This is a genomic window from Rhodococcus sp. 66b, assembly GCF_002076325.1.
Taxonomy (GTDB): domain Bacteria; phylum Actinomycetota; class Actinomycetes; order Mycobacteriales; family Mycobacteriaceae; genus Rhodococcus_F; species Rhodococcus_F erythropolis.
Window position 1 is genome coordinate 21,700 of sequence record NZ_MUZB01000017.1, and the last position, 26,750, is coordinate 48,449.

Annotated in this window: 29 protein-coding genes; 11 read left to right on the forward strand and 18 right to left on the reverse strand. The window is 62.8% G+C overall.

Going from position 1 to position 26,750, the window contains the following annotated elements; all coding sequences use genetic code 11:
- From B0E55_RS26320 to B0E55_RS26340, 5 genes are all read right to left on the reverse strand, one after another.
- Entirely contained in the window at positions 1-930 is a 930-nt protein-coding gene (locus B0E55_RS26320; RefSeq protein WP_080910796.1) for an NADP-dependent oxidoreductase, read from the reverse strand.
- 66 nt (positions 931-996) lie between these two features.
- A complete protein-coding gene (locus B0E55_RS26325; RefSeq protein ID WP_019748832.1) occupies positions 997-1,809 on the reverse strand; it encodes a mycofactocin-coupled SDR family oxidoreductase in 813 nt (270 codons plus the stop codon).
- A gap of 94 nt (positions 1,810-1,903) precedes the next feature.
- Positions 1,904-4,261, reverse strand: coding sequence for a malto-oligosyltrehalose synthase (treY, locus tag B0E55_RS26330; RefSeq protein ID WP_080910797.1), 2,358 nt, complete (start codon positions 4,259-4,261; stop codon positions 1,904-1,906).
- Between the two features lie 13 nt (positions 4,262-4,274).
- The gene (glgX, locus tag B0E55_RS26335; RefSeq protein ID WP_021333701.1) at positions 4,275-6,614 is read right to left on the reverse strand and encodes a glycogen debranching protein GlgX; all 2,340 of its coding nucleotides are present in this window, start codon (positions 6,612-6,614) and stop codon (positions 4,275-4,277) included.
- 57 nt (positions 6,615-6,671) lie between these two features.
- Positions 6,672-7,964, reverse strand: a complete 1,293-nt coding sequence (locus B0E55_RS26340; RefSeq protein ID WP_080910798.1) for an adenosylmethionine--8-amino-7-oxononanoate transaminase — start codon at positions 7,962-7,964, stop codon at positions 6,672-6,674.
- 38 nt (positions 7,965-8,002) lie between these two features.
- Between B0E55_RS26340 and B0E55_RS26345 the strand changes: the two genes are divergently transcribed.
- From B0E55_RS26345 to B0E55_RS26355, 3 genes are all read left to right on the forward strand, one after another.
- Positions 8,003-9,148 (forward strand): 8-amino-7-oxononanoate synthase, encoded by a 1,146-nt coding sequence (locus tag B0E55_RS26345; RefSeq protein ID WP_080910799.1) that lies wholly within the window; start codon positions 8,003-8,005, stop codon positions 9,146-9,148.
- Entirely contained in the window at positions 9,145-9,828 is a 684-nt protein-coding gene (bioD, locus tag B0E55_RS26350; protein WP_080910800.1) for a dethiobiotin synthase, read from the forward strand. The genes B0E55_RS26345 and bioD overlap by 4 nt, the downstream gene beginning before the upstream one ends.
- Before the next feature lie 80 nt (positions 9,829-9,908).
- Positions 9,909-11,321, forward strand: coding sequence for a GGDEF domain-containing protein (locus tag B0E55_RS26355; RefSeq protein WP_241896154.1), 1,413 nt, complete (start codon positions 9,909-9,911; stop codon positions 11,319-11,321).
- Positions 11,322-11,380: 59 nt separating this feature from the next.
- Here the strand turns inward: B0E55_RS26355 and B0E55_RS26360 are convergent, their stop codons facing one another.
- The 7 genes from B0E55_RS26360 to B0E55_RS32505 form a co-directional block, all read right to left on the reverse strand.
- The gene (locus B0E55_RS26360) at positions 11,381-12,763 is read right to left on the reverse strand and encodes a tripartite tricarboxylate transporter permease (RefSeq protein WP_003941745.1); all 1,383 of its coding nucleotides are present in this window, start codon (positions 12,761-12,763) and stop codon (positions 11,381-11,383) included.
- Positions 12,760-13,266, reverse strand: a complete 507-nt coding sequence (locus B0E55_RS26365) for a hypothetical protein (RefSeq protein ID WP_019748825.1) — start codon at positions 13,264-13,266, stop codon at positions 12,760-12,762. Before B0E55_RS26365 ends, B0E55_RS26360 begins: the two co-directional genes overlap by 4 nt.
- Positions 13,267-13,327: 61 nt before the next feature.
- Complete coding sequence (locus B0E55_RS26370; RefSeq protein ID WP_080910802.1) at positions 13,328-14,296, reverse strand: hydroxymethylglutaryl-CoA lyase; 969 nt, start codon at positions 14,294-14,296, stop codon at positions 13,328-13,330.
- Positions 14,297-14,301: 5 nt separating this feature from the next.
- On the reverse strand, positions 14,302-15,591 hold the full coding sequence (locus B0E55_RS26375; protein ID WP_080910803.1) for a hydroxymethylglutaryl-CoA reductase, degradative: 1,290 nt from the start codon (positions 15,589-15,591) through the stop codon (positions 14,302-14,304).
- A 106-nt stretch (positions 15,592-15,697) separates the two neighbouring features.
- The gene (locus B0E55_RS26380) at positions 15,698-17,671 is read right to left on the reverse strand and encodes a helix-turn-helix domain-containing protein (protein WP_080910827.1); all 1,974 of its coding nucleotides are present in this window, start codon (positions 17,669-17,671) and stop codon (positions 15,698-15,700) included.
- Positions 17,672-17,681: 10 nt separating this feature from the next.
- Positions 17,682-18,197: a tail fiber domain-containing protein gene (locus tag B0E55_RS26385; protein WP_108912743.1), complete on the reverse strand. Its 516-nt coding sequence runs from the start codon at positions 18,195-18,197 to the stop codon at positions 17,682-17,684.
- On the reverse strand, positions 18,181-18,309 hold the full coding sequence (locus B0E55_RS32505) for a hypothetical protein (protein ID WP_021333694.1): 129 nt from the start codon (positions 18,307-18,309) through the stop codon (positions 18,181-18,183). Before B0E55_RS32505 ends, B0E55_RS26385 begins: the two co-directional genes overlap by 17 nt.
- Before the next feature lie 288 nt (positions 18,310-18,597).
- Between B0E55_RS32505 and B0E55_RS31980 the strand changes: the two genes are divergently transcribed.
- Positions 18,598-18,762 carry a hypothetical protein gene (locus B0E55_RS31980; protein WP_019748819.1) on the forward strand — a complete coding sequence of 55 codons (165 nt, stop codon included), beginning with the start codon at positions 18,598-18,600 and terminating at the stop codon, positions 18,760-18,762.
- Positions 18,763-18,767: 5 nt separating this feature from the next.
- Here B0E55_RS31980 and B0E55_RS26390 read toward each other — a convergent pair whose 3' ends face one another.
- The 3 genes from B0E55_RS26390 to B0E55_RS26400 all read right to left on the reverse strand — a co-directional run bounded on the left by B0E55_RS26390 (position 18,768) and on the right by B0E55_RS26400 (position 20,259).
- Positions 18,768-19,142 (reverse strand): VOC family protein, encoded by a 375-nt coding sequence (locus tag B0E55_RS26390; protein WP_080910804.1) that lies wholly within the window; start codon positions 19,140-19,142, stop codon positions 18,768-18,770.
- A gap of 29 nt (positions 19,143-19,171) precedes the next feature.
- Positions 19,172-19,585, reverse strand: a complete 414-nt coding sequence (locus B0E55_RS26395) for a VOC family protein (protein WP_019748817.1) — start codon at positions 19,583-19,585, stop codon at positions 19,172-19,174.
- Positions 19,586-19,686: 101 nt separating this feature from the next.
- Positions 19,687-20,259 (reverse strand): helix-turn-helix domain-containing protein, encoded by a 573-nt coding sequence (locus tag B0E55_RS26400; protein ID WP_020908036.1) that lies wholly within the window; start codon positions 20,257-20,259, stop codon positions 19,687-19,689.
- 64 nt (positions 20,260-20,323) lie between these two features.
- Between B0E55_RS26400 and B0E55_RS26405 the strand changes: the two genes are divergently transcribed.
- Both B0E55_RS26405 and B0E55_RS26410 read left to right on the forward strand, forming a co-directional pair.
- Entirely contained in the window at positions 20,324-21,019 is a 696-nt protein-coding gene (locus B0E55_RS26405; RefSeq protein ID WP_198538456.1) for an AzlC family ABC transporter permease, read from the forward strand.
- Complete coding sequence (locus B0E55_RS26410; RefSeq protein WP_080910806.1) at positions 21,016-21,336, forward strand: AzlD domain-containing protein; 321 nt, start codon at positions 21,016-21,018, stop codon at positions 21,334-21,336. Before B0E55_RS26405 ends, B0E55_RS26410 begins: the two co-directional genes overlap by 4 nt.
- Here the strand turns inward: B0E55_RS26410 and B0E55_RS26415 are convergent.
- Positions 21,322-21,978, reverse strand: coding sequence for a TetR/AcrR family transcriptional regulator C-terminal domain-containing protein (locus B0E55_RS26415; protein ID WP_080910807.1), 657 nt, complete (start codon positions 21,976-21,978; stop codon positions 21,322-21,324). The genes B0E55_RS26410 and B0E55_RS26415 overlap by 15 nt on opposite strands.
- 164 nt (positions 21,979-22,142) lie before the next feature.
- Here B0E55_RS26415 and bioB point away from each other — a divergent pair, with 164 nt between their 5' ends.
- The 3 genes from bioB to B0E55_RS26430 are packed head-to-tail and all read left to right on the forward strand — an operon-like array spanning position 22,143 to position 23,979.
- Positions 22,143-23,156 carry a biotin synthase BioB gene (gene bioB, locus B0E55_RS26420; protein ID WP_024487821.1) on the forward strand — a complete coding sequence of 338 codons (1,014 nt, stop codon included), beginning with the start codon at positions 22,143-22,145 and terminating at the stop codon, positions 23,154-23,156.
- Positions 23,153-23,377 carry a biotin synthase auxiliary protein BsaP gene (bsaP, locus tag B0E55_RS26425; protein ID WP_019748812.1) on the forward strand — a complete coding sequence of 75 codons (225 nt, stop codon included), beginning with the start codon at positions 23,153-23,155 and terminating at the stop codon, positions 23,375-23,377. Before bioB ends, bsaP begins: the two co-directional genes overlap by 4 nt.
- 11 nt (positions 23,378-23,388) lie before the next feature.
- Positions 23,389-23,979, forward strand: coding sequence for a DUF2567 domain-containing protein (locus B0E55_RS26430; protein ID WP_019748811.1), 591 nt, complete (start codon positions 23,389-23,391; stop codon positions 23,977-23,979).
- A gap of 45 nt (positions 23,980-24,024) precedes the next feature.
- On the opposite strand, the gene B0E55_RS26435 is transcribed toward B0E55_RS26430, so the two are convergent.
- A complete protein-coding gene (locus tag B0E55_RS26435) occupies positions 24,025-24,855 on the reverse strand; it encodes an SDR family NAD(P)-dependent oxidoreductase (protein WP_019748810.1) in 831 nt (276 codons plus the stop codon).
- An 83-nt stretch (positions 24,856-24,938) separates the two neighbouring features.
- On the opposite strand from B0E55_RS26435, the gene B0E55_RS26440 reads away from it, so the two are divergent.
- Entirely contained in the window at positions 24,939-25,541 is a 603-nt protein-coding gene (locus tag B0E55_RS26440) for a TetR/AcrR family transcriptional regulator (protein ID WP_046378680.1), read from the forward strand.
- Between the two features lie 110 nt (positions 25,542-25,651).
- Positions 25,652-25,984: an SDR family NAD(P)-dependent oxidoreductase gene (locus tag B0E55_RS26445; protein WP_019748808.1), complete on the forward strand. Its 333-nt coding sequence runs from the start codon at positions 25,652-25,654 to the stop codon at positions 25,982-25,984.
- A gap of 14 nt (positions 25,985-25,998) precedes the next feature.
- On the opposite strand, the gene B0E55_RS26450 is transcribed toward B0E55_RS26445, so the two are convergent.
- Positions 25,999-26,727 (reverse strand): NUDIX hydrolase, encoded by a 729-nt coding sequence (locus tag B0E55_RS26450; protein ID WP_007733069.1) that lies wholly within the window; start codon positions 26,725-26,727, stop codon positions 25,999-26,001.
- Positions 26,728-26,750 lie beyond the last annotated feature (23 nt).

Here is a 26,750-nt window from a genome sequence, read left to right on the forward strand (position 1 = left end):
TCAGGGAATGAGGATGAACTTCCCGGCGGGATGAGAACTCTGCAACTCGGTGTGAGCGAGTGCGACGTCTGCGAGCGGGAAGGTCTTGGCGATCTTCACGGTGAGGTGTCCGGACCCGGCTTGTTCGACCAGTTCGGAGCGAGCCTTCAAACGTGCTTCGGCACTTGCCGGATTGCCTCCGCCGACAGACTCGAAGCCGTCGGTCTGGGCGCGTCCGAACGCGACGATGGTGACGATACGGCTCTTGTCGGCGACCAATGTCAGAGATGTATCGACGGCTTCGTCAGTTCCGGCGGTGTCGAAAGCGGCGTCGACACCGTTCGGTGCGAGTTCACGAACGCGGGCTTCGAGGCCGTCGCCGTAGAGCACCGGCGTGGCGCCGAGCGAGCGCACGTAGTCCTGATTCGATGCTCCCGCAGTGCCGATCACGGTGGCACCGCGTGCTGCGGCGAGCTGAACCGCAATAGCGCCGACGCCACCGGACGCGCCGTGGATGAGGACGGTGTCCCCGGAGCCGACGCGAATGGTGTCGAGGGCGTCGACTGCAGTTCCGCCGACGAGAAGGAGTCCGGCCGCCTGTTCCCAGCTGATGCCGGCGGGCTTCGCGGTGATCGAGGAGACCGGAACGACTACCTGTTCGGCGTAAAGACCGTTGCCGGGGCTGACGATAACTTCGTCTCCGACTGCAACACCGGTAACGCCGTCGCCGACCGCCGAGACGACGCCCGCTGCCTCGCCGCCGAGGCGGATCGGAAGTTTCTCGGGATCAGTGCCGAAAGCACCGCTGTAGAGCTTGAAGTCGAAGGGATTGACGCCGATCGCCTTCACGTCGACCAGGACTTCGCCTGATTTCGGTGCCGGTAAATCGATGTCCACCAGCTCCAGGACCTCGGGCGTGCCGTACGTCTGCGCTACAACAGTTTTGGTCATGTCTCGCGCAACCGTCCTCGGGGAAGCGATATTCCCCGAGGACGGGAAAAACTCGAGAAGATTCGATCAGCGGATCAGGGTGCCCAGATCGAGCGGCATCGCGATGCCGGTGATGTGATGGGCCTCGTCGGAACCGAGGAACGCGACGGCTGCGGCGATGTCCTCCGGCTGGCTGACCGGGTCTGGCAAGGTCTGCATGAAGATCGGACCGAGGGTGTGAGCGTTGGCGTCGATGAGCGGCCGCATGTCCGTCATCTGCATTCCGGTTTCCACGCCGTGCGGGTGGATGGTGTTGACCCGAATGTTGTACTGCCCCAATTCCGAGGCCATCGTCTTGGCCAGACCGGTGATGCCGTGTTTGCTCGCGACGTAGTGGCCGAGGAAGGGGAGCCCACGCAGGCCGGCGACGGAGCTGGTGAAGATGATCGAGCCACCGGTGCCTTGCTTGATCAGGTGCGGGATCGCTGCCTTGGCGGTGTGAAAGACTCCGGTCAGGTTGACGTCGAGCGTTTCCTGCCACTGCTCGGGCGTGATTTCCCAGGACATGTTGGCAGAACAGATTCCGGCGTTCGCGACGACGACGTCGAGGCGCCCCAGTTCGTCGATGCCGGCATCGAGCGCCGCGGACAGCGCAGAGAAGTCGCGGACGTCGGTCTTGGTAGCGACAATTCGTCGGTCCAGAGCCTTGACCAGTTCGACTGTCTCGGCCAGGTCGTCTTCGGTGGCGCCGGCGTAAGACGTGGATTCGAATTGAACACACGCGTCGACGGCGATGATGTCTGCGCCCTCTTCTGCCAGCCGGACAGCTTCCGCCCGCCCCTGACCGCGGGCTGCTCCGGTGATGAAGGCAACTTTTCCGGTGTATCGATTGGCAGTCATGCTCAAACCTCCGAATAGTGGTGACGATCTGCTCTTCGGAAGTTAGCGCGACGAAGTTCTTTTCGGGGGTGAATGTCCAGTCAGCGGAAACCGCTCAGCACACCCTGGTCAACAGGGCACATGGTCCGTCGGCGAAGACATCGCGCGCATCTGCGGACGTGACGGGTTGTCCGCTCAGTGCGTCGAGCCATTCGCCTTCGGGAAGGTCGATTCGGGTGTCTCGCCAGCCGTGCGACGAGAGTCCGAGCGAATGTCGCGTCGCCAGAGCAACGACCATGGGCGGATCACCTGCCGGGCCGCGCGAGAAGCCGACCAGATGACCGGATCCGGAACCTGAAGCGAAGATGGGCCGGTACTCACCGTGATCGAACCACGAGGGGTTCTCCCGCCGCAGTGTCAGTGCCGTGCGAACGAGGTGCAACTTTGCGGTTCCTGTCGCGTCGATCGGCGCGGCGCCGGATTCGAGCAGTGATCGCCTCGTTCCGTAGTCGACAACGCGCCGGTTGTCCGGGTCGACCAGCGAGTCCTCCCACAGCTCCGTGCCCTGGTAGACGTCGGGAACGCCGGGCCCGAGGAGTTGGAGCAGCTTTTGGCCCAGAGAGTCCGCCCAGCCGTGACGCGCGATCCGGCCGACGAATTCGCTGACCGAATCAGCGACAGGTCCGTCGAACACCTCGTCGATCCAGCGGTGCACTGCCGACTCGAAGCCGACGTCCGGATCGTTCCAGGAAGTCCTGGCGCCGGACTCGCGGACGGCTTTCTCCGCATAGGCGTGTAAACGCTCGCGCAGCTCTGGAACCGAGGCTGCCGAGCGGCCGTCCGCCGGCCACACGCCGATGATGTTCTGCCACAAGAACAATCCGGTCAGCGGATCAGGGCTGGGGCAGACGTTTTCCCAGTCGCGAATCAGCCGGGACCACAGGGTCGGCACCTGAGACACAACACCGATCCGTGCCCGCACGTCCTCGCCGCGTTTGGTGTCGTGAGTGGACAGACTCGTCATCGCCCGCGGCCACCGCTTCGCTCGGTCCGCGTTGTGGAGATGGAATTCGGCGACGGAGACGGCAAGTGATGCCGGGTTGCCGCCGACTTCCTGACGTGAGACCAGTCGCGCCGTCCGATAGAAGAGTCGATCTTCGACGGACTTAGCCATGACGGCGCCGCACACCTGCTGGAAGCGAACCGCCGCTTCACCGCCGTTCACCAGGGATTGCGCCAGCACGTTGAACGCTGCTTCATGCCCAGGAGCCAGTTCGTGCATGTCGCCGACGATGTGAGCGGCCAAACCGGCGAGCGGACTGTAGTCGGATCGATAGACCGGCATCCGAGCGATCGCGACGACGACTGCGTCGTTCAGTTCGGTCTCACTGCAACGACTTCCGGTTTCGCGTCGGATTGCGCGCACGAGCCTGCGAACCTCGGGTGCAAGGTCACCGCGCCCGGTGTCGCGTTTGAACTGACGTTCGGTGTGATGCAACCACGTACTGTCCCCGTCGTCGCCGGTCAGATCTGCGGAGAGTTCGGTCAATTCGAGTTCGGCGGCGGGATCGACGAAAATGCCGCCCAGTTGATTGAGTGCGTCGTATCCGGTGGTGCCGTCGATCGGGAGCAGCGGATCGAGTGGTTCCGTATGGCCGAGGATCTTTTCGATCACGAGCCACTGATCTGGTCCAATCAGTTCCCGCAGGCGCCCCAGATACTCCGCCGGATCGGCGAGTCCGTCCGGGTGATCGATGCGAACGCCGTCGATCAGTCCTTCATCGACCCACGACTTCAATTGCCGATGGCAGAGTTCGAAGACTTTGGGGTCCTCTTGGCGCAGTGCAGCGAGTTCGTTGACGGCAAAGAACCGTCGGTAGTTGATGATTCCGGCGTTCCACGGTACGAGTCGGTACGACTGCCTGGAGTGGACCTCCTGTGGAGATCCGAATTCGGTGCCGGAGGCGACAGGGAAGCGGTGCTCGTAGAACGCGAGAAGTGTTTCCTCACCATCCTTCTCGACAGTCAGTGCGTCGAGATCGTCCTGGCTGCCCAGCACCGGGAGCGAGATTTTGCCGTTGGCCCCGTTGTCGTCTGCCCAGTCGATGTCGAAGAAGTCCGCGTACTCCGACGACTGCCCGTGCGTGAGAACGTCCCACCACCAAGCATTTTCGCGAGGTTTGGCGACACCGACATGGTTGGGGACCAGATCGACGATCAGGCCCATCCCACGTGATCGAACCGCGCGTGAGAGCTCCACCAAAGCCTCGCGGCCACCAAGTCCTTCGGACACGGTTGTCGGATCGGTGACGTCGTAGCCGTGCGTCGACCCGGACGTCGCAGTGAGGATGGGGGAGAGATAAAGATGTGAGACCCCCAATGCCTCGAAGTAGTCCACCTGTGCGGCCGCATCACGAAGAGTGAATGCATCCGGTCGCAATTGCAGTCGGTAGGTGCTGGTTATCGGGGCCATGTGCACGTCTCCCTCAGGCGGTTCTGCGAAGTACCGTCAATGCTCGCGCTTTTACATCCAATGTTGTTCCGGCCTTGATCACGGTATCGCTCTCACCAGTGGGGACCGAGGTGTCGAGTACGACGGTCCACTCCGACGCGTAGTCCGCGTTGGGGGTGGAGAATTCGAGATCTTCGTAGTGAGCGTTGAAACACAGGAGGAACGAATCTCCCGTGACACGCTCGCCGCGGTAGTTCGGTTCCGGGATCGCGTCGCCGTTGAGAAAGACGGCCAACGACTTACCGAAACCGCTGTCCCAGTCGGCCGGAGTCATCTCCTCGCCCGACGGCGTGAGCCACGCGATGTCTCGGCCCTGATCGCCACTTCGAATGGGTCGGCCCTCGAAGAATCGACGACGCCGGAAGACCGGGTTCTTGGCGCGCAAGGCAATTGCGCGCTTGGTGAACTCGACGAGGTCCGCATTGGTTTCTGCGAGAGCCCAATCCATCCATGACAGTTCCGAATCCTGGCAGTAAACGTTGTTGTTACCCTGCTGAGTTCGGCCCATCTCGTCGCCGTGGGCAAGCATCGGGGTGCCCTGGCTGAGCATCAGCGTAGCCAGGATGTTTCGGCTCTGACGTCCACGCAGTTCGAGGATTTCCGGGTCGTCTGTGGGGCCTTCGACGCCGCAGTTCCAGGATCGGTTGTGCGATTCGCCATCGTTGTTGTTCTCGCCGTTGGCTTCGTTGTGCTTCTCGTTGTACGAGACGAGGTCGTGCAGGGTGAAACCGTCGTGGGCGATGACAAAATTGATGCTCGCGCCGGGGCGACGTCCGGTCGCCTCGTAGAGATCAGAGGATCCGGTGAGGCGGGAAGCGAACTCGCCCAGCGTTGCCGGCTCACCACGCCAGTAGTCGCGGACGGTATCGCGGTACTTACCGTTCCATTCGGTCCACAGGCCTGGGAAGTTGCCGACCTGGTAACCGCCTTCGCCGACGTCCCACGGTTCGGCGATCAGTTTCACCTGACTGACGATCGGATCCTGTTGCACCAGATCGAAGAAGGCGGAAAGGCGGTCCACGTCGTGCAGTTCACGGGCGAGTGTGGAGGCCAGGTCGAAGCGGAAACCGTCGACATGCATTTCGGTGACCCAGTACCGCAGCGAGTCCATGATCAATTGCAGGGTGTGCGGATGACGGGCATTGAGGCTGTTGCCCGTTCCGGTGTAGTCCATGTAGTGCGCTTCGTCGCCGTCGACCAGTCGGTAGTAGGCGGCGTTGTCGATTCCGCGGAAGCTGATGGTCGGCCCCATGTGGTTGCCCTCGGCGGTGTGGTTGTAGACCACGTCGAGGATCACCTCGATACCCGCCTGGTGGAAACTGCGCACCATTGCCTTGAATTCCGCCACGGCCGCATCGGGTTTGGCGGCCGAGGAGTAGTCGGTATGTGGAGCAAGAAAGCCGAAGGTGTTGTAGCCCCAGTAGTTTCGCAGTCCCTGATCGAGCAGCACCTGGTCGTGCATGAACTGATGGACCGGCATCAGTTCGATCGCCGTGACACCCAGATTGGTGAGGTGCTCGATGATCACCGGATGCGCGAGTCCGGCGTAAGTGCCGCGCAATTCCTCCGGAACTCCGGGGTGCGTCGCGGTCATACCCTTGACGTGCGCTTCGTAGATGACCGTCTCGTGGTACGGACGCTTCGGCGAGCGGTCGGATGCCCAGTCGAAGAACGGATTGATGACGACGGTCGACATCGTGTGACCGAGCGAATCATGTTGGGGGAAAGGGATGGTAGCGGGTTCGTCGACGAGCGGTTCGGGATCGAAGGGTTCTGGGTCGAGGCTCTCGTCCGATTCCTGATCGTCCGTGGGTGACTCGTCTTCGAGGCCCACCTCGCCCGATTCGGCCTCCGAACTCGTTTCGTCGGTGGCTTCTTCCGGCTCCACGGCAGGAGTTTCGTCGTCTCCAGCAGGTTCGGGGTCCGCCGCCGACTCGACGTCGTACGAGAACAGTGAACGATCTCCGTCGAAGTCTCCGTCGAACGCTTTTCCGTACGGGTCCAGCAGGAGTTTGCTCGGATCGCAGCGCAGACCTGCAGCCGGATCGTACGGCCCGTGCACGCGGTAGCCGTATCGCTGGCCGGGGGACACGGACGGAAGGTACGCATGCCAGACGTAACCGTCGACCTCGTCCATCCGAATGCGGGTTTCGGTGCCGTCCTTGGCGATCAGGCACAGTTCGACGGCTTCGGCGACCTCGGAGAAGAGCGAGAAATTGGTCCCCGCGCCGTCGTAGGTGGCACCGAGTGGGTACGCACTGCCAGGCCATACCGGGATGGGAGTGGCTGAGGGCGCGCTCGGCGGTTGATCCATGAATCAGACCCTATCGGGTGCAGCCGATCGAATCTTGTCGACTGTCTACGCCGCTGATCACCGTTTCGCCTGGCTGCGGGCGGTTGCAAGCATTCCGGCTGTGATCTGTTCCACCTCCGCGTCCGAACACAGGTACGGAGGCATCGCGTACACGAGGTTGCGGAACGGTCGAAGCCAGACCCCGGCGTCGACGGCCGCATCGGTGGCGCTCTGCATCTCGACCGGCTGCTCGAGTTCGATCACCCCGATTCCGCCTTTGACTCGAACATCCACCACCCCGGGAATTGTGACGGCTTCGGCGAGGCCGCGAGTGAGGCCACGTTCGAGGGTTGCGACGTCACGCCGCCAGTCCATTGCGAGCAGAAGTTCGGTCGACGCGACCGCGACAGCGCACGCGAGTGGATTGCCCATGAAGGTGGGGCCGTGCATCAGTCCGCCGCCCTCGCCGGCAGTGATGGTCTCTGCGATCTCCGTGGTGCACAGCGTTGCCGCCAGACTCATGTACCCGCCGGTCAGTGCCTTGCCGATGCACATGACGTCGGGACTGACGCCGGCATGATCGGCGGCGAACAGTTCACCGGTGCGTCCGAATCCGGTCGCGATCTCGTCGAAGACCAGGAGGACTTGGTATTTGTCGCAGAGGTTACGTAGGTCGATCAGGTACGCGGGGTCGTGGAAACGCATTCCGCCGGCGCCTTGGACTACCGGTTCGACGATCACCGCGGCGAGGTCCTCGTGATGCTCGGCCAGCAGCGTTTCCAACTCCTGCACGTATTCGGGGAGATAGTCCGCCGGGGGAGTCTGCGCGAAGACCTGAGGGCGAAGGACGTCGGTCCAGAGAGAGTGCATGCCGCCGTCGGGGTCGCAGACGCTCATGGGGGTGAATGTGTCGCCGTGATATCCACCGCGCCAGGTCATCAAACGATTTTTCGACGGTTTTCCGAGGCTCCGCCAGTACTGCAGGCACATCTTGACTGCTACTTCGACGGCCACCGAACCGGAGTCGGAGAGGAACACCTTGTCGAGGTGAGGTGGTGTGATGTCGACGAGCAGTCGCCCAAGGCGAGCGGCGGGTTCGTGCGTCAGTCCGCCGAACATGACATGACTCATCTTGCCCAGCTGCCGTGCAGCAGCAGTGTCGAGCACGGGATTGCGGTATCCGTGAATGGCGGCCCACCACGAGCTCATTCCGTCGACCAGTCGGCGGCCGTCGGAGAGCGTGAGGGTAGCCCCCTGGGCAGAGTCGACGATCAGCGGACGAGTCGACGCGGGAAATGATCCGTACGGATGCCAGAGGACATCGGCATCGATGGCGGAGACGTCATGGGGATCAAGTCCGGTTGTGAGCACGGATGCACCCTAACCATTGAGTTGAACGGTGTTCAAGTATGGTCGGAAAAGTGAACACCTCGCTGAATTGGCTCACTGCCGTCGAAGCGGACCGTAGGGCCGCTGGACTGCGCCGCGAACTCCGTCCTCGCACGGTCGACTCCCCGTTGATCGACCTGGCGTCGAACGATTATCTCGGACTCGTGCGGCACCCCGACGTGATCGAGGGTGCAACGGCGGCTCTGCGCCGTTGGGGCGCGGGCGCCACGGGTTCGCGTCTGGTCACCGGCACCACCACCGAACACGAACTGCTCGAAGTCGAACTGGCCGAGTTCGTCGGGGCGGACTCCGGACTGGTCTTCTCTTCCGGCTACACAGCCAATCTCGGCGCGGTGACGGCGCTCTCGGGTCCCGGATCGTTGATCGTCTCCGATGCGGGATCGCATGCCTCACTCGTGGATGCCTGCCGCCTGTCACGTGCCCGGGTTGCGGTAGCTCCGCATTCGGACGTGAGCTTTCTCGCCGACACGTTGCGCAGCAGAGTGGAAGAGCGAGCGCTGGTCGTCACGGATTCGGTCTTCAGCGCCGACGGAGACCTCGCGCCGCTGCGGGAGATGCATCAGGTGTGCCGCGAGTACGGGGCGATCCTGCTGGTCGACGAGGCGCATGGCATCGGTGTGCGCGGTGCCGGTGGACGTGGACTCGTCCACGAGTCGGGCCTGGCGGGTGAACCTGACGTCGTCGTGACGGCAACGCTGTCCAAGTCGCTCGCCAGCCAGGGCGGAGTTGTACTCGGAGACAACAAGATTCGCGCGCATCTCATCGACGCGGCACGAACGTTCATCTTCGACACCGGTCTCGCTCCCGCCGCTGTCGGCGCGGCCAGAGCTGCACTCGCCGTACTCCAGCGCGAGCCGACGCGAGCGCTCGACGTCCTGGCCCGGGCATCCGAACTCGCCGACGTCACCGGTGCGCCGTCGCCTGAATCTGCTGTCGTCTCGGTCGTTCTCGGCGATCCGCAACGGGCGTTCGATGCCGCGTCGGCGTGCCGGGACCAGGGGTTGCATGTCGGTTGCTTCCGCCCGCCGTCGGTTCCGGAAGGAACGTCACGGCTGCGTCTGACCGCACGAGCGACGCTGTCCGCATCCGAGATGGAGCAGATCGCTCTCGTACTGCGCGGCGTCTTGGCCGGTGCCCGAGCATGAGCATTTTCCTGGTGACCGGAACGTCGACCGACGTCGGAAAAACAGTGGTGACAGCCGCATTGGCATCGGTGGCCTTGCAGTCGGGCAAGTCGGTTGCAGTGCTCAAACCGGCCCAGACCGGCGTCGACGTGGACGGTGCGGGTGATCTGGCCGAGATCGAGCGTCTGACCGGTGGCGGCATGACGCTGGTCGAGTTGGCGCGGTATCCCGAACCTTTGGCGCCGGATACTGCTGCACGTCGAAGTGGTCTCCCGTTGTTGGCGCTCGACGACGTAGTCCGAGTTGCTCGCGACCTGGACACTACCCACGACTTGACCCTGATCGAAGGTGCCGGCGGCTTGTTGGTTCGGTTGGGGGTGGACGGGTTCACCGCGCGCGATCTCGCCGCAGCTCTGGCAGCACCGGTAGTGCTGGTGGTTGCGTCCGGCCTGGGCACGCTAAATCACACCGCTCTGACCGTGGAAGCGCTGGGTGCATCCGGTGTGGAATGCGCCGGGTTGGTGATCGGTTCGTGGCCGCAGGAACCGGACCTCGCCGAGAGATGCAATCGCGAGGATCTTGTCTCGGTCAGTGGTGTTCCCCTTCTCGGGTTGATGCCTGCGGGAAGTGGCAGCGAGAGTGTCCAAGAGTTTGCTCAGACCGCTTCGGGCGCGCTCGGTAAGTCTCCTTTGGCCAACTGACGCCGTAACATCCGATTTGTCTGCATCGATAGCCAAGGCACAGTGGGGCGAATTGTGAGTAGGTCAGTCGAATGTAGGTGGTGAGCACGGTCGAAAAGTCGTTGTCGTCATCGGCCGTACGTCGCGCACTGCTTATCGGCGTAGTCGTCTTCGTCTCGTGCCTGGTCGGAATTCTGAGCCGCCTACCGGGCACGCTTGCTGTCTTCTGGCCGGCCAATGCGCTGCTTCTCGGGATTCTCTTTCGATCGCCGCGCTCGGCCACACCGCTCACCTGGATCTGCGCTGCAGCCGGCTACGTTGGAGCCGACCTCATCACGGGCGGGGCGTGGCAGTCCACGGTGTGGCTCAACGCGGCCAACATCGTCGGTGTTGCGAGTGGCTTTTACGCCTTCCGCTGGGTGGGCGGCGACGATCGTCGACTGACCAGTATTCAGTCCGTCGGCTATCTCGTGTCGATGACTGTCGTCGCCGCGTCGATGGCGGCGCTCGTGGGCGGAATCGCGAACCGCGTGCTGTTCGGCGGGCAGTGGTGGGACGGCTGGTTGCTCTGGTTCTCGAGTGAGTTCGTCAACTACATGACCATCGTCCCGTTGGTGCTGACTTTCCCTTCGCTTCGGCGGGTGGATCGAGACCCGAAAGCTGTTGCCACACTTCTGCGTCGATCAGTTGTTCCGACAGCGCTGCTGGCCATCTGCATCATCTTGGAGTGGGTGATCGGCGGCGCCGGAGCGATCGCGTTTGCCATGCCGGCGCTGGTGACTGCCGCTTTGCTCACCAATGTCTTTGTCACGTCGGTGCTCACCGCCGCATCAACTGCCTGGACGTTGGTACTGACGGCCGACGGGCATCTCGGATTGTCCAGCGAAGGCGTCTCGCCCGTCAGTGCGTCCGTCCAGATCGGATTGTCGTTGCTGGCGGTAGCGCCGATCGCGGTGGCGTGTGTGATCCTCGAGCGCCGCCGCGCGCTCGAGGCACTCACACAGGCCGTCACCCACGACGATCTCACCGGTGCGTTGCGCCGGGACGAGTTCTTGCGGCGAGGCGGCAGCGTGACGGGTGCGCCCGATCCGCGTCGCCACTCTGGTCGTCCGGTGAGCGTCCTGATGATGGATCTGGATCACTTCAAGATGGTGAACGACAACCTCGGTCATCGCGCCGGCGATACCGCGTTGGTGAGTTTTGCCGATCAGGTGCGGCGGAACCTCGATGACAAGCATCTCTTCGCCCGGTTGGGCGGTGAGGAGTTCGTCGTACTGATGGCCGGCGTCGATCTCGAGGGTGCGACCGAAACGGCCGAGATGATTCGACGCGCACAAGCGGAGAATTCGTCGGCGGTGTTGGGTGAACTCGGGCCGACGGTCAGCATCGGCGTCGCATGTTCACCCCACGGCGACGCAGACCTGACGCAATTGGTCGATTGCGCCGACGAGGCGTTGTACCGAGCGAAGAAGCTGGACCGGAATCGAACCGTGGCGCTCACGGTCGGTAGCTGAAGAAACACGTGCGGACCCGCATTCTTGCGGGTCCGCACGTGTTGGTGGAATCCAGCGAATCAGAACAGATTGATCAGGGCAGGAACACTGAACAGCGCCACGTAGTAACCCATGAACAGAACACCGCCGTGAATCTTGAACAGGCGCCCGAGAAGGCCACCGACCAGGCCGACCGTCACGGTGATCAGAAGCCCGAGGATGCCGCCCTCCCAGATACTGATGACCACAACCAGTCCCGTGAACACCGCGATCACAGCTTCGTGACTGATGTGCTTGACCACCGCTGACGCAGCGCGGTACGCGTAGTTCATGGCAAACGGGTACGCGATGACCGTTGCCGTGACCACTGCGAGCAGTCCGTAGAGCAGGAACTCCCACTGCGTCAGGTACGTGGAGAGATTGTTGATCACTCCGGTTTCCTGATTGGTCTCGAAGACCGGCGGAGCGTTGAACAGAGGGGCCGCGGGACCTGCTGCCAGCGGGCTGAGCGGAAGGCCGAAGGCCACGAGAGGGATGAGGGTTTCCGCGATGTAGGTGGATTCCGTCGTACCGTTCTTTGCCGAGACCATGGTGGTCAGTCGGTGATAGCCGTTCTTGATCCGCGCACCTACCAGCTCACCCATCAGAACTGTCATGGCGACAGGGCTGAAAACGAATGTTGCGCTCGACACCGTGGAAGCGGCTGCGGTGTAACCGATCTGCTTGCGATCGAGGACCTTCAGAGGATTGGGGAAGTATCCCTTCCATCCTTTGATGTCCGGGGCCAGTGCCACGGTCTTGGGTTCGCTGCGTTCCATGTCCTTGCGGCTCGACGGCCCCAGGGTCAGCGCGAGGTCGGCGATCAGCGGCCCGACCGCAATGGCCAGGAAGTAGCTGATGTTCAGCGACACATCGTAATTCGACGTCAACGCGCGGGCACCGAGGATCAAGATGACAAACGGAACGAGGGCGACCACCCCGGCCCAACGGCCTGGTGAGGCGTAGGCGATGCCGATGGCGGCGACCAGGAACAGCCACGGTGCGATCGACTGAACGGTGTCGGCGAACGGCGCGAGGATGGTCGCGAACAGAACGGCAACCGGCACGGCGACGAACGCCGAGATCACTGCTCCCGAGATCGCCTTGCGGAGTGCGATGTGCGGGATGCCGAGTGAGCGCATCATCTGCGCTTCCGGCAAGAGCGGAATCGCCATCGTGTCGCCGGGAATGCCCAGCAGCATCGTCGGCACCGCATGCGTCATGTGTTTGGCGATCGCACCGGAGAGGAAGAACGTGAAGACTGCCGCCGGGGGAGCGCCGAGCAGAATCACGAGCAGAGTCAGCGGTGCGATGGTGGCGGTCTCGTCCGTGCCGGAGATCAATCCGATGAACGTGAACGCGACAGCACCGATGATGCCGAAGAGAACGGCGATGAGAATTTCGTTGGTCAGAACCGAACTCATGCGCGCCCACCGTCCTTCGGCGGGTTCGAGGGCGATGTCTTCGAGGCCTGTGCGTGCTCGGCCTCGGCAGCGGCGAAGTGGTCGTACAGACCTAGTTCGCGAAGTTCCTGTCGGCTCTGCTCCGGAATGTCGGCGAGAGTGCCCAGACCCTGACGCTGCTCACTCATCGTCGTGATGACACCGTCGATCGACTCCGCGTCGGCGGCGGCCAAGGCGACTATCCGCTTCGGCTTGATGAAGATTCCGCAGACGACGCCGGCGAGCAGGCAGGCCGCGATCCCGACCAGCAGGCTGTACGCCTGGGCCAACGAGGGTTCGCTGACGACCCGTTCGAACAGCGACTGGGCCGCAAGCAGAGCCGAGGCGCCCACGACACTGCCGACTGCGACGGAGATCGCGAGGTGTCGACCGTTGACAGTGTCGCCCCAGACTTCGAGGTATGTCTGCTGATCGGTCGGCGCGGTTGTGGTGGTCGGCGTCGTTGCCGACTGCGGTGGTGACATCAGTCTTCTCCAGTGTCATGCATGGCAGGGGGTCGTACAGGGAGGGGCTTGCGTGCGAGTGTCAGGTACGTGCTGCGCGGAGGGCGGTGACGACTCGGGACGGACTCGAGTGTCCGATCTGTTCGGCCATCCAACTACTTGTGTCGGTAAGGGAATCCAGGTCGATGCCGGTGTCGATCCCGAGGCCGTGGAGCATCCACACCAGGTCCTCGGTGGCGAGATTCCCGGTCGCGCCCTTGGCGTACGGGCACCGTCCGAGACCACCTGCTGAACTGTCGAATTCGGATACTCCAGCGGTCAACGACGCATAGACGTTCGACAGCGCCTGGCCGTAGGTGTCGTGAAAGTGCATGGCGATCTGCGATGTGGGGATGCCACGTTCTCGGAGGGCGTCGAGTAAGGCGAGCACATGGCCAGGTGTGCCGACGCCGATGGTGTCGCCGAGTGAGAGTGACGTGACACCGCTGTCGACCAGGGTCTTCGCGATGTCGGCGACTCGTTCGACGGGCACAGTGCCTTCCCAAGGGTCGCCGAAGCACATCGAGATGTAGCCGCGGACGGGAAGTCCCAGAGCTCTTGCGGCGGCAGTGACCTCGGTGGCCGCGGCTATAGCGCCGTCTACCGTCGAGTTGAGGTTTCGTTTAGCGAATTCCTCTGTAGCGCTGACGAATACTGCAACTTCGCGCGCTCCGGCGGCAACGGCCCGCTCGAGACCCTTGCGGTTCGGGACAAGAACGACCGTACGTACCGAGTCCGGCAGGTGCAGCCGATCCATCAATTCTTCCGCGTCCGCGAGTTGCGGGATCCATCGAGGTGAGACGAAGCTCGTCAATTCGACAGTGCGGGAACCGGCCGCGACGAGGCGTTCGATGAACTGGGCTTTCGTCTCGGTCGGGATCACCGCCGTCTCTGCTTGAAGTCCGTCGCGTGGCCCGACTTCGTAGATCCGGACCGAGGTCGGTAGTCCCGGCGCCGGCACTCGATGAGGCGCCGGCTTCCACACTGGTGATCCTGCAACTGTTTCGGTCATTGTCGTCAGTTTCCGCCGCGGATCTCGGCGAGAACCTTCTCGGCATGTTCGACGCGAATGCTCTTGTCCGCGATCAGGCGTGCGACCACGGCGTCGATCTCGCTCTTCTGCGCTCCGGCGGTGGCAGCGATGTTGCGGGCGTGCAGTCCCATGTGTCCGCGTTGGACACCTTCACTGGCCAGAACGCGGACAGCGGCCAGGTTCTGCGCCAGACCGACTGCCAGGATGATGCCGGCGAGTTCCTCGGCGCTCTCGACGCCGAGCATCTTGATTGCGGCCTGCGCTACGGGGTGCACTTTGGTGGCCCCGCCGACGAGGCCGACCGGCATGGGCAGCTCGAGGGTGGCGACGATGTTTCCGTCGGCATTCTTCTCGAAATGCGAGAGCGAGGAGTAGATTCCGTCGGCGTTGACTGCATGGGAGTGGCATCCGGCTTCGACTGCGCGCGTGTCATTTCCGGTAGCCAGCACTACGGCGCTGATGCCGTTCATGATGCCCTTGTTGTGCGTCGCGGCGCGGTAGGGATCCAGCTCCGCCAAGCGCGCGGCATGGATCAGGTTGTCCACAACCTCTGGGCCGCCGATCAATTCGGCGTCGAACACGGCGCGCACGCGCGTCAGCCGCAGATCGGCCTTGTTGGTGAGAATGCGCAGGACGACGTGTCCGCCGCCGATCTCGGCGACTCGATCCGCGATTGCCTCGGCCATCGTGTTGACGGCGTTGGCGCCCATGGCATCTCGTACGTCGACATGAAGATGGAGGACCACGTAGGTGGCCTTGTCCGAAGGGACGATGCGAACCGAAATGTCCTTCACACCACCGCCGACGCTGACCAACTTCGGGTCCTGCTCGTTGGAGAGTGCAATGATTTCCTCGCGAGCCTCGAGGAGTCGGATTCGGGCGGCCGCCGGATCCACGACGTCGACGAGTTGTATCTGGGCCTGCATGATCGGCGGGGTGCTCGAGACGTGAAAGCCGCCGAGTCCGCGTGCGATGCGGGCAGCGTTACTCGCGGCTGCGACTACCGACGGCTCCTCGGTGGCGAGAGGGATCAGGTAGTCCGTGCCGTTGATCGTGAAGTTGGTGGCGACGCCGACCGGGATGCCGATGACACCGACTACGTTCTCGACCATGCGATCGGCCTGATCGATGGTGAGACCGTCGGCAGCGTCGTAGACCGCGATGTCTGCTTCGGTCAGGTCCGTCTGGCGGACGATCTCGGCGCGCCGTGCGGCGACATCGTAGGACCGGAAATTGGCGATACGGCTATTGATAGACCGGCTGTTGATTGACACGGGGGGTGGTCCTCCTGAAGTGATTCTGTGCTCCGCTTCACAGTAGGGAGGGTGATGGCTGCCAGGCCACGTGCTCAGGGCACATCGATCGGTCGAAATTGTAGTGTCATGCACCACCGTCTTTGTCGACGGTCTCACCCCCGGCCTCTTCGGCGCCCACTTGCCGAAGCTCGTCGAGCCTCGTCGCCATGGACACCCGAAAGAAGTTCTCGTCTTCACGCCACGAGTGACCGAGGAGCGTGCGGATGCGTTCGAGACGCTGAATGACGGTGTTCGGGTGATAGTTGAGGGCGCGGGCAGCCTTGGTCGGGCTTCCTTCGTTGCGCACGAGGGCGCGCACGGTCGCAGTGAGATCGGTGTCCTTGTCGCGGTCGTAGGCGAGTACCGGGCCGATCACGTCGTCGATGAACTGATGAAGTGATTCCGGATTTTCGCCGAACAGAACGGTGTACGGCAGATACGACGCCGTCGTGACCGCGCCGTCGGTCTTGCCCAACGCCGAGAGCAGGCGAGCAGTACGCAGGGCAGAGGTGAAGCGCGCCGGGAGGTCTTCGGGACGCTCCGCCGTTGCCGGCGCAATCACCACGGCGTGAGGTCCCACCGAACCGGTGATCTGGCGGTGGACGACGGTCGCCGCGGCTGCCGGGTTCCCCGAGCGTGAGACCACCGCGATCAATCCGGCGTGCTGCGACGCCAAAGCCCCGACCGGCAAACTCTGCCCGATTGCGCGGAGCGCAGCGGTGCGGAGTTCCGGAGCAACCGACACCACGAGGACGGTATCGAGTTCGCCGAGGGAGATGCCGAGGTTGCGGGTCCGACGTTCGAGATCGCGCCTGCGCTCGGGCGCAGTGCTCAACAGATCGGCGACCAGTTCGTCACGTGCGCGCCGATCCGCTGCTGCCGCCGCCGTGTGTTGCAACACGAGGATCGCAGTAACCTGAGCGGCCCGTTCCACGGTCCTGAGTTCGACAGGTCCGATCGGCGCGTCCGAACGATTCAGCAAGATGGCCCCGAGGAATGATTCGCCGGCGGTGATGGCGCTGACGAGTTGGATCACGGTTTCACTGTCATCGGCGACAAACGTGCATCGGCCGCTTCGGCGACTCTGGTCGATGGCCTCGGACACGGCGCGAGGTAGAGACAACGGCACCGTCGTGATCTGCTCGCCCGAGGATTTGACCAGAGGGCGTAGCTCACTGTCGACCACGACGGTGCCGCGCTCGAGTGCGCTGCTGAGGGTTCGTGCAACCTGGGCGTATCCGCCGCCACGGAGAACGGCGTGGATCAGATCCTGGTGGACGATGTTCGACTTGTCGCGCGCGGACACGTGCTCCCGCAGTTCGTCGAGTGCTCGCCCGGTCTCGGCGGCGGATTCCTCGGCGCGGTCGAGCGCCCGCGCGGTTTGCAGGACCACCGAGGCATGATCCGCCAGCGCCGAGAGCAGGGCTATCTGATCGGCAGTAAATCGTCGTTCCCGGCGGTCGGCGGCAAACAGGACTCCGAGGATCTGGCCGTCCGAGAGCATCGGCACGCCGAGAATCGCCACCAGACCTTCGGCGACTATCGCGGCGTCGACCACCTCGTCGTGACGCGACTGCGTGTAGTCGTTGTAGTTCTGAACCCATTGGGCTGCTCGAGATTCGGCAATCGCACTGACCAGTCCCGCGCCGGCGGGAACCTGCAAATGCTGTAGTTCCGGCGAGACGGCGCCTGCTGTCTTTCGAACATTCAGATCTCGGGTGACCACATCGAACTCGGAGAGGTACGTGACGTCGGTGCCCATGATGTCGTGTGCTCGGTTGACGAGTCGCTGGAGCAGAGTGTCCACGTCGCGAACTTGCGCGAGTTCACGCGCACTCGAGTAGAGGACCGCCAATTCGTTCTCGCGACGGCGCAGTCGGCGGAATTCCGACCGACTGGCCCGGATGCGGGCCGCGGTCTGCGTGATCTCCGTTGCGCCGAGGCCGAATTCGGAAAGTACCTGTTCGACATGTTCGTCACCGACGGAGTCGGACGTCACGTCGAACAGCGCGGCAATCTCGTTGGGTTCTGAGTCGGAGTCTGAATCAGGGGCGGTCACACCGAACAAACTACAGACCTGCGGACCTACCGAACTCGTCGAGCGGCGGGGGTGTGTGACTGTTGTTGACCTTTAATGCATTTCGATCCGTGCCCGTGCCTCCCAGTTCTTCGTGCAGTCTGTCCATGTCCTTCTCGAGCGCGCTGACCTTTGTCTCGAGGGCGAGAACTTTGCGGTTCAATGCTTGGATGCTCGCCATGCAGACGCCGTTTGCATCGACGGCCGAGATCCGACGGGTGTTGGATCCCAGGCCGAAGACTGCGGCAAAATCCTGTGCCATCGGTCCGAGATGACGGATCGACTTGTGGTCGAAACCGTAACTCCACGTGCTGATTCGGAGAGCCGTCAACCGGTCGAGCACGTCCTGGGCGCTGGTGGGAACGGCTGCGTCTGTGTCCACGCCGCGGCGACGTGTGGCGTGCGAGAGCACCCACTGCGCGGGGTGGCGCATCGCCGCGTTGACCCGAGTGCTGACCCGAGTGTCCAAATAGTCAGTGCGCTCGCCCTCGTCAGGCGGTGAGGTCACGTCGCGCAGTTTTGACGGTCTTGTCGCTCAGCAGAATTCCCGCTCCCGCGCCCAGTAGTCCGAGGCCGATTCCGACAGCAGCGCTGCCGAGGCCCAAAGCAATTCCCAACATGATTCCTCCAAAAATTGTGCGGTGAATTGAGGGGCCAGGTGTCCGACGAAAGTGCTGCCGACCTGCTCCGCGCTCATCTTTCACATTGCTCCGCCGTGCGGGCGATGACAACCCGTCTGGACCGAATTTCTCGTGGAAAACACAGGCGTGCAACACTGGGTCAAGAACTGCTGGGTCATCGGCGCCTTGTCGGCGCCGTACGGGCGGCAGTAATCAAGTAGCCATCGACCGATCTCTAACGCAGGTTTATCTGCGCGCGGCAACGATGACCAGGCAAAAGGGTGGCATGTGAACGAATCGAGCAATGGCTTGTTTTCCGACCTCAGCGCGTCGGAGCCCGTTGTCGACGCAAAAAGCGCCGAGCAACTGGCGGCCGAGCGTGAAACTGCGGCAGCAGAACGCTCGAACACCGACACCGCTGAACAGCGGCAGTCACAGCTGTTCAGCGGTTAAGCGCGTCAGGACTCCTTGATTACCGACAGAACATTGCCGGCTGGATCGGTGAACCACGCGATGTCGGGGCCGTTGCCACGCATGATGCCTCGCGCATCCTGGGGGAATCCGTCGTATTTCAGAAACTCCACGCCACGTGCGGTCAGTTGATCGACGGTTGTATCGATGTCGTCGACGACGAAGTTGAGAATCGTGTACGTCGCCGCTTCGTGATTCGGTTTGGGATAGACGAGGACTTCGGTTCCGCCGGCAAGATGTAGCCGAATCAGCCCCATGTCTTCATCGGTCACTTTCAGCCCGAGTATTTCGCCGTAGAACTTCTTTGCAGCATCGATGTCTGTCACCGAAAATCCGCTGAATGCTTTGGTGTCCGCAAGCATGACTGTCTCCGTTCTTAGCTGGTGTCGGACTAGGTGGGTTGGGAATCCGTCATTCCGGATTCCATGTCGGCCCTGGCTTCCTCGCTGAACTCGATGATCTGAACGTAGTTTCCGTCGGGGTCGATCGCGGTGGCGAACAAACTGCCCCCGCGGACTTCGAGCGGAGCGTGCCAGTTTCCGCCGAGTGCGTCGATGCGCTGTGCGATCGACCGGGCGTCGTCGGTCTCGACGTTGAGGAACATGCGACCCGGCTGGGGGTTGGTCTCACCGACGTCGTCGCGTCTGTCGAGCATTACGTAGAAACCGTTGAAGTCGAGGACGTCGTAGCCAGGGTCACCGGGAGTCCGGTCGACCTTCGGGGCGAACGCCTCGGCGTACCAGTCGCGCAAGCGTTCGGGGTTGGTGCTCGAGAGCAAAATGCTGCTGATGCTGGATCCGGACATGGGTCCTCCTGCTGTCGGTCGTTACTGTCGTCGGCAATCGAGGCTCTGGCCACATCACCTCCCAGATACAGACTTCCCGCAGCGGCGAAACTCATCGCGGCTCAGATGTGTTCCGACACCATGATCGCCGTCGTCCCTGGTTCGAGCGCCCGAAAGATGTGCTCCTCGTCGCCGGGATAAGCGAGATAGTCGCCCGGTCCGAGCTCGATCGGATCTGCAGTGGGCCCGACCTCCGCTCGCCCGGTGCCGATCACAACGTGTTCGGTGGTGCCGCGCGCATGCGGAGTCGAAATACGCGGCTCGCCCGGTTCGGCGACTATCCGATACAGATCGCGTCGTGCGTTCGGTGGGCTCGGCGCCAAGAGCGTCGCGATGTACGACGCGTTTGCCGAAGCAATTGCGGGACCTTCTCCGGCTCGAATCAATTGAACGGTCTGTGCCTGCGAGTCGACGAGTTGTGAGAACGGCACACCCAACGCGTTGCCGAGTGCCCACAGTGTTTCGAGGCTCGGGTTCCCGAGGCCGGATTCGAGTTGGGAGAGTGTGGATTTGGCGATGTCGGCGCGCCGCGCCACCTCCGAGAGGCTCAAGCCTGCTCGGGCACGTTCGCGTTTGAGTGCGACGGCGACCAGTTTCTGAGGAGTCTCCGCTGTATCCGTTTCATTACTGGTCATCGTTCGATTCTCCGATCGGTCGTTCTACTTGACGAACGGTGTCACTTCGTTCAACATAGAATACATGCGTTCTTTATGGCGAACAGTTGATCGAGACACGGTTCGGGTGAGCGTGCTGATCTGGCTCTCCGTGGCCATCGTCGGTGTGTCCTACGGTGTGACGGCAGGATCGGCTGGATTCTCGTTGTGGCAGCTTTCGGCATTGGCTGTACTCGTTCTGGGAGCGTCGTCGGAGTTCTTGTTCATCGGAATCATCGCAGCCGGAGGCAGTGCCACCGCTGCTGTTGTGGCGGGCTTGTTGATCAACTCACGTAACTTCGCCTACGGGATGTCGGCAGGATCATTTCTCGGCAGGGGTCGCTACAAAGATTCAGGCTGGCGCAGTATGGTCGGCGCGCACCTGGTCAACGACGAAAGCGTCGCGGTCGCCATGGCGCAGGGATCGGTGGAGCGCAAGCGTGCGGCTTTTTGGTTCTGTGGAATCGGGATCGCGGTGTCGTGGCCGATCGGAGCGCTGCTGGGCGGGTTGCTCGGCAGCGTCGTCCGAGACCCCGGCGCGTTGGGATTGGATGCCGCGTTTCCCGCTGTCATTCTGGCCCTTGTCTTGCCTGCGCTGAAGGAAAAGGTGACGCTGCTTGCCGCCCTGATCGGTGCAGCAGTCGCGGTGGCCACGTCGCCGTTCCTGCCGCCCGGTACCGCGCCGCTCGTAGCGCTGCTGAGTATCGCGGTGACGATACCGTTCCGGGAGAAGGTTCGATGAATGCCGCGTCGGTCTGGATCGGTATTGTCGTGTTCGCTTGCGGCTCTTACGCTTTGCGGGCAAGTGGCGTTCTGCTCCGCTCTCGGGTGAAGCTTTCGAGCTTTGCCGAGAAAACCCTCGATCGTGCTGTCGTGGTGCTGCTGCTTGCAGTGGTTGCGACATCGACGATCTTCACCGGGCATGACGTTGCGGGGCCGGCGCGGATGCTTGGCGTGGTGGCCGGAGGCATCTGCGCCTGGTTCAAGGCGCCATTGGTACTAGTGGTGATTGTCGCGGCCGGCACTACTGCACTACTACGGCTGTCAGGAGTGTCGTAGAGCCGATTCTGTGCGCGTTGAATGTGTGGTCGAATTCAGGCGAGTGCGGATGCCGTCGATGAACAGGTCCAGGCCGAACTGGAAGCGCACTGTCGGATCGCCGTCGAGGAGGTCCTCGTCGGAACCGCCGCCGATCACCTCGGGGGAGTCGGGGGAAATGGGTGCTCGGGTAAGTGCCCCCATTTCTTCCATCTGCGCTCGGGACTGCTCGTCGACGGTGTGGCCGAGCACGTAGTACAGCAGGGCGTACGCCGCGAGTTGGGCATGCTCGCGTGATAGCCCGGATTCTTCGCCGGCGTGTACGAAGTGCTCGCGCACCTTGCTGCTTGTCATCCGCGAAGCGAAGGTGGCACTGACCAACTCGGCGCCGTCGCGGTGCGCCAGCAGGGCAGACCGAAGTCTGTGTGCCAGTTCGGAATACGCGTCTTGCCATGTCTCTGCGTCTACGGGAGTGTCGAGGTCTTCGAGGATCTTGTCGACGACCGCACCGAGCAAGGTCTGCTTGTTCGGGAAGTGCCAGTACAGGGCGCCGGGTTGGACACCCAGTGACGTTGCGAGCCTGCGCATCGTGAGGTCGGCAAGTCCGAACTCGTCGAGTATCGCCATGGCGCCGTCCAGCACGTCGCCGCGTCGCAACTGCACTTGTTGTTCCCCTCGTTTCGTCCCGCTGTGGGGCGCTCGCGATCGAATGTCGATCGGACCCGCCTTTGACAGTATTCCACCACGTCTCTAACGTGAACACCGTTCAACTTGTACGGTGTTCAATTTTGCTGGTTTCGAAGGAGACGTCTGTGACCCCGCCCCCGATTAGCACGGCCCCTGCGACGGTCGACATCCTCGACCAGGCGCGCGAGCAAGTTCTCGAAAGAGGAGTTGGCCTGACCGAAAGCCAGGTGCTCGACGTACTCCGACTCGACGACGACAGGCTCGAAGACCTGCTGGCTCTCGCCCACGATGTGCGTATGAAATGGTGTGGACCGGAGGTCGAGGTCGAGGGCATCATCAGCCTCAAGACGGGCGGTTGCCCCGAGGACTGCCATTTCTGCTCGCAGTCCGGACTCTTCCAGTCGCCGGTTCGCGCGGCCTGGTTGGACATCCCGAGCCTGGTGGAAGCTGCCAAGCAGACTGCGAAGTCGGGCGCTACCGAGTTCTGCATCGTGGCCGCCGTCCGCGGACCTGACGCCCGGTTGCTCGCTCAGGTAGCCGCAGGTATCGAGGCGATCCGCAATGAGGTCGACATCCAGATCGCCTGCTCGCTCGGCATGCTGACCCAGGAACAGGTCGACCAACTGGCCGCCATGGGTGTGCACCGGTACAACCACAACTTGGAGACCTCGAAGTCGCATTTCCCGAACGTCGTGACCACACACTCGTGGGAAGAGCGGTGGAACACGCTTCGGATGGTTCGCGAAGCAGGCATGGAAGTGTGCTGCGGCGGAATCCTCGGTATGGGTGAATCATTGGAGCAGCGCGCAGAATTTGCCGCGAACTTGGCTGAACTCGAGCCGGACGAGGTCCCGCTCAACTTCCTCAACCCGCGTCCCGGCACACCCTTCGGGGATCTGGATGTGCTGCCCGCCAGCGAGGCGCTCAAGTCCGTGGCGGCATTCCGTCTCGCGCTGCCCCGCACGATCCTGCGCTTCGCGGGTGGACGCGAGATCACTCTCGGCGATCTGGGCGCCAAGCAGGGCATCCTCGGCGGAATCAACGCCGTCATCGTCGGCAACTACCTGACCACCCTCGGGCGTCCCGCCGAGAAGGATCTGGATTTGTTGGTGGATCTGCAGATGCCGATCAAAGCACTGAACGACACTCTGTGAGCACTCCGGTGACCGAGGAGCGGTACAACCCGTTCACCGGGCGTCGGATCGTCGACGGTGTCGACGATCCGACGCCGACTGCGGCGTCGATGGGGCTAGAGCCGCCTCGCTTCTGCGAGCAGTGCGGGCGCCGCATGATCGTTCAGGTCAGCCCTGACGGATGGTGGGCGAAATGCTCCCGACACGGTGTCGTCGACTCGATCGACGCCGCCCGCAGGTAGCGTCACTCTGTGTGATCTCTCTTCGGCAGACTCGTCTGCGCACCGCGATCGTGATCGCCGCAACCACTGCGGGCGTGAGCGTGCTCGTCGGTGTGGTGTGGGCGTTCTTGGCTCCGGCCGAGCATCTGTTGGTGGTGTCCGAGGGGCGCGGCGTCGCGTTGACGGGTGAGAGCCTCCATCAGTTCGACGCGAGTGCTGTGTTCATCTGGCTGGCACTGATCGTCGGTGTGCTGTCGGCAGTAGCGGCGTGGTTGGCGCGTCTGAGTCGAGGCCCGTATGCCCTGGGCGGGTTGATAGTCGGCTCGGCGGCAGGTGCCGGACTGATGGCACTCGTGGGTTCGGGCGTGACAAAACTGCGTTTCCCCACCGCCGACAATCCGGCGGTCGGGGAGATCATCGCGCGCGCACCGAACATCGGCACGTTGCTTGTGCTTCTGTTTCAGCCGCTCGCGGCGTGCGTCGTGACTTTGGTTCTGGCAGTGCTCAATCCGTACGACGACCTCGGTGTGGGGGACCATCCGGAATCTGGGGATCCGGAATCCGGGGATCCGGCCACCGAGGCCGAACAGACCGACGACGAGGTCCAGCCGAAACTCCCGTAGCCGTTGCTTCTATACAGCCGTTGCTTCTATACAGCCGACGCTTCTCTATACCGCCGACGTCGACGGGCGGTTCGCTGCGGACTTCATTCGCACGTCACCCAACAGTCGACCCGAAATCAACGCTCCCAACCGGCGGGTTGCGAAGCGAGTGCTGATCGAGGACACCCAATTCGGCAAACCTGATACGACTGTCGGCGGTGCGTTGCGTCGATCCAGTGCCCGGAAAGCCGTATCCACCACCTGAGTTGCCGTCTGCATTCGCCCGACCGCAGCATCTTCGGAGCCGACGACGTCGAAGAACTCGGTTCGTGTCGGGCCGGGGCACACCGCCAATACGGTCAATCCGCTGCCGCGAGCTTCTGCCCAGAGTGCTTCGGTGAAGTTGAGCACAAAAGCCTTGGACGCGCCGTAGACGGCCATGCCAGGGGTCGGCTGGAACGACGCCGTGCTCGCGATGTTGACGAGCGCTCCACGTCCGCCCAGGAGATCGGGCAGGAAGGTGTGCGTCAGTTCGACCAGCGTGGCGATGTTGAGCTGAATTTCGGACGTGACGCGCTCGAGATCTTCGTCCACGAATGCTCCGTGTGTTCCGAATCCGGCGTTGTTGATCAGCGAGGTGACGGTGATGCCACGGTTTGTCAGCTCCTGGTGCAGTGTTGCGCCGACGCCGGGCGCCGCCAGGTCGGCAGGCAGAACTGTGACTGTGATGCCGTGGGCGACGCGGAGTTCGGTAGCGAGGGCTTCGAGGCGATCTGCCCGCCTGGCGACGAGAACCAGATTTGCACCGCGAGCGGCGAAGCGGTGAGCGAATTCCACTCCGAGCCCAGCGCTGGCTCCGGTGATGAGGACGGTGGTTCCGGTTACGTCGATGGCCATGGTGGCTCCTTCGGTTCGGGTGATCCCAAATGTAGGCACTGACACCATAGTTGTCAATGACAACATTTTGATATGGTGCCACTATGCCCGCCCACGAACAGCCGTACCACCACGGCAGCCTGCGACAGGAACTCCTGGCGTCAGCTGAAGCGACCCTCGAGCGTGATGGCGTCGACAAGTTGTCGCTGCGGCAGCTTGCGCGCGAGGCGGGCGTGAGTCACGCGGCCCCCGGCAAGCATTTTCGCGACCGTCAGGCTTTGCTCGACGCCTTGGCTGAAAGCGGATTCCATCGGATGACCGGTGCACTCGAGCGAGCAGTTTCGGAGGCGCCGCCGACCGCGAGAGCCCGGTTCTCCTCGCTCGCCAACGCCTATGTGGATTTTGCGTTGGAGCATCCGGGCCTGTTGTCTCTGATGTACAGCAACAAGCATGCACCCGGTGCGGCCGAGACTGTCGTGAACGCGGGGCACGCGACGATGGACCTGACCGTTCGGCTCGTATCGGAAGCGCAGGCTGCGGGTGACATTGCCGCCGGTGATCCGGAAAGTATTGCGCTGGTTGCCTTTGCGACGTTCCATGGCGTCGCGACGCTGGCCGCGGGCGGAATGTTGGGCGACGTGCCGGTCGGCGATGTGGTGAACGCGGCCTCGACGGTCTTCTGGGCGGGGCTGTCTCGATCTGCCTGATGTGTGGGGCGCGGAATCCCCAGAGTTCTCACAGAACCAACACAAGGGAGCCACAAGATTGCGGACTTACATGGGAGTCAAGAAGTTTGATTCCGAGTGGAGGTTTCGCAATGAGCGTTTCTGAGATCGCCCCGAACAGGGGAGTTGTACTTGTCACGGACATCGGATTCGAGCACGGTGCGCGTATCGCCACCGAGTTTCTCGACGCCGGTTGGAGCGTGGCGGCCACCGCGCGGACGGTGACAGAATTGGTGCGCGTCATGGCGGGAAAACCGACCCATCGCTTCTTTGCGATAGTCGCTGATCCGACGGATCGTTGGCAGGCCGATCGGATTCTCGATCGGGTGACGACGCGGTTCGGCGCAATCAATCGGGTCATCGATCCGGCCGGCGCGGTGAACTCGGCGTGGCTGCAACGCGGAAGTTTCGAAGCCGTTGCCTGAGAACCTGATCGACGTCAGCTCGGGGGACGCAGTGCAGCGAACTCGTCGGTGACTCGCAAGGTGGAGTCGGTGAAGCGGTACAGGGCCGGTGGGCGTCCGCCCGACTTGCCGGACGGTGCGGTGTTGCCGGTGGGAGTCAGTACGCCTCGGCGACCCAGTACGCGTTGCAAGTTGGTTGCGTCGACTTGGTAACCGAGCGCAGCGCAGTAGATTTCGCGCAGTGTCGACATCGCGAACTCTTCGGGAGCCAGCCCGAATGCGATGTTGGTGTAGGAGAGTTTTGCAGCCAGTCGATTACGCGCGTGCCGTACGACGGTTCCGTGGTCGAACGACATCTCCGGCAACTTCGAAACGGGGTGCCAGGCCGTGTCGGGTGGAAGTTGTGGGTCGGCGCTGAGGGGAACGAGTCCGAGGAAGGTCGACGCGATGCGGCGCGGGCCCGGCACTCGTTGTGGATCACTGAAGACGGAGAGTTGCTCGAGGTGGGCGACCTTTCGTAGGTCGACCTTCTCAGCGAGGAGTCGTCGAGCGGAGGTCGTCAGGTCCTCGTCGTCGCGCAAAGTGCCCCCGGGCAGTGACCATGTGCCTTTCTGCGGGTTGAGTGCGCGCTGCCACAGCAGCACGGCCAACTCTTCACGCCCTTGTGGGCAGTGATCGCCGTCACCTGCGGCGATGCTTGCGGGGAAGGTGCGAACTTGGAACACCGCTGCAAGCACTTCGTGGGTGGTGTTACTATTGGGCACGTTTTCGATCCTAAGTCGAAAAC

What these genes read in the sequence shown, in the direction of transcription:
- B0E55_RS26395 (WP_019748817.1), bottom strand. Translation starts at nt 19,585, where the DNA reads ATGTCCGGATCCAGCATCAGCAGCATTTTGCTCTCGAGCACCAACCCC.
- B0E55_RS26440 (WP_046378680.1), top strand. Translation starts at nt 24,939, where the DNA reads ATGCCCGCCCACGAACAGCCGTACCACCACGGCAGCCTGCGACAGGAA.
- B0E55_RS26325 (WP_019748832.1), bottom strand. Translation starts at nt 1,809, where the DNA reads ATGACTGCCAATCGATACACCGGAAAAGTTGCCTTCATCACCGGAGCA.
- B0E55_RS26360 (WP_003941745.1), bottom strand. Translation starts at nt 12,763, where the DNA reads ATGAGTTCGGTTCTGACCAACGAAATTCTCATCGCCGTTCTCTTCGGC.
- B0E55_RS26345 (WP_080910799.1), top strand. Translation starts at nt 8,003, where the DNA reads ATGGTCGGAAAAGTGAACACCTCGCTGAATTGGCTCACTGCCGTCGAA.
- B0E55_RS26370 (WP_080910802.1), bottom strand. Translation starts at nt 14,296, where the DNA reads ATGACCGAAACAGTTGCAGGATCACCAGTGTGGAAGCCGGCGCCTCAT.
- B0E55_RS26400 (WP_020908036.1), bottom strand. Translation starts at nt 20,259, where the DNA reads ATGACCAGTAATGAAACGGATACAGCGGAGACTCCTCAGAAACTGGTC.
- glgX (WP_021333701.1), bottom strand. Translation starts at nt 6,614, where the DNA reads ATGGATCAACCGCCGAGCGCGCCCTCAGCCACTCCCATCCCGGTATGG.
- B0E55_RS26445 (WP_019748808.1), top strand. Translation starts at nt 25,652, where the DNA reads ATGAGCGTTTCTGAGATCGCCCCGAACAGGGGAGTTGTACTTGTCACG.
- B0E55_RS26410 (WP_080910806.1), top strand. Translation starts at nt 21,016, where the DNA reads ATGAATGCCGCGTCGGTCTGGATCGGTATTGTCGTGTTCGCTTGCGGC.
- B0E55_RS32505 (WP_021333694.1), bottom strand. Translation starts at nt 18,309, where the DNA reads ATGTTGGGAATTGCTTTGGGCCTCGGCAGCGCTGCTGTCGGAATCGGC.
- B0E55_RS26320 (WP_080910796.1), bottom strand. Translation starts at nt 930, where the DNA reads ATGACCAAAACTGTTGTAGCGCAGACGTACGGCACGCCCGAGGTCCTG.
- B0E55_RS26365 (WP_019748825.1), bottom strand. Translation starts at nt 13,266, where the DNA reads ATGTCACCACCGCAGTCGGCAACGACGCCGACCACCACAACCGCGCCG.
- bioD (WP_080910800.1), top strand. Translation starts at nt 9,145, where the DNA reads ATGAGCATTTTCCTGGTGACCGGAACGTCGACCGACGTCGGAAAAACA.
- B0E55_RS26405 (WP_198538456.1), top strand. Translation starts at nt 20,324, where the DNA reads ATGCGTTCTTTATGGCGAACAGTTGATCGAGACACGGTTCGGGTGAGC.
- B0E55_RS26435 (WP_019748810.1), bottom strand. Translation starts at nt 24,855, where the DNA reads ATGGCCATCGACGTAACCGGAACCACCGTCCTCATCACCGGAGCCAGC.
- B0E55_RS26390 (WP_080910804.1), bottom strand. Translation starts at nt 19,142, where the DNA reads ATGCTTGCGGACACCAAAGCATTCAGCGGATTTTCGGTGACAGACATC.
- treY (WP_080910797.1), bottom strand. Translation starts at nt 4,261, where the DNA reads ATGGCCCCGATAACCAGCACCTACCGACTGCAATTGCGACCGGATGCA.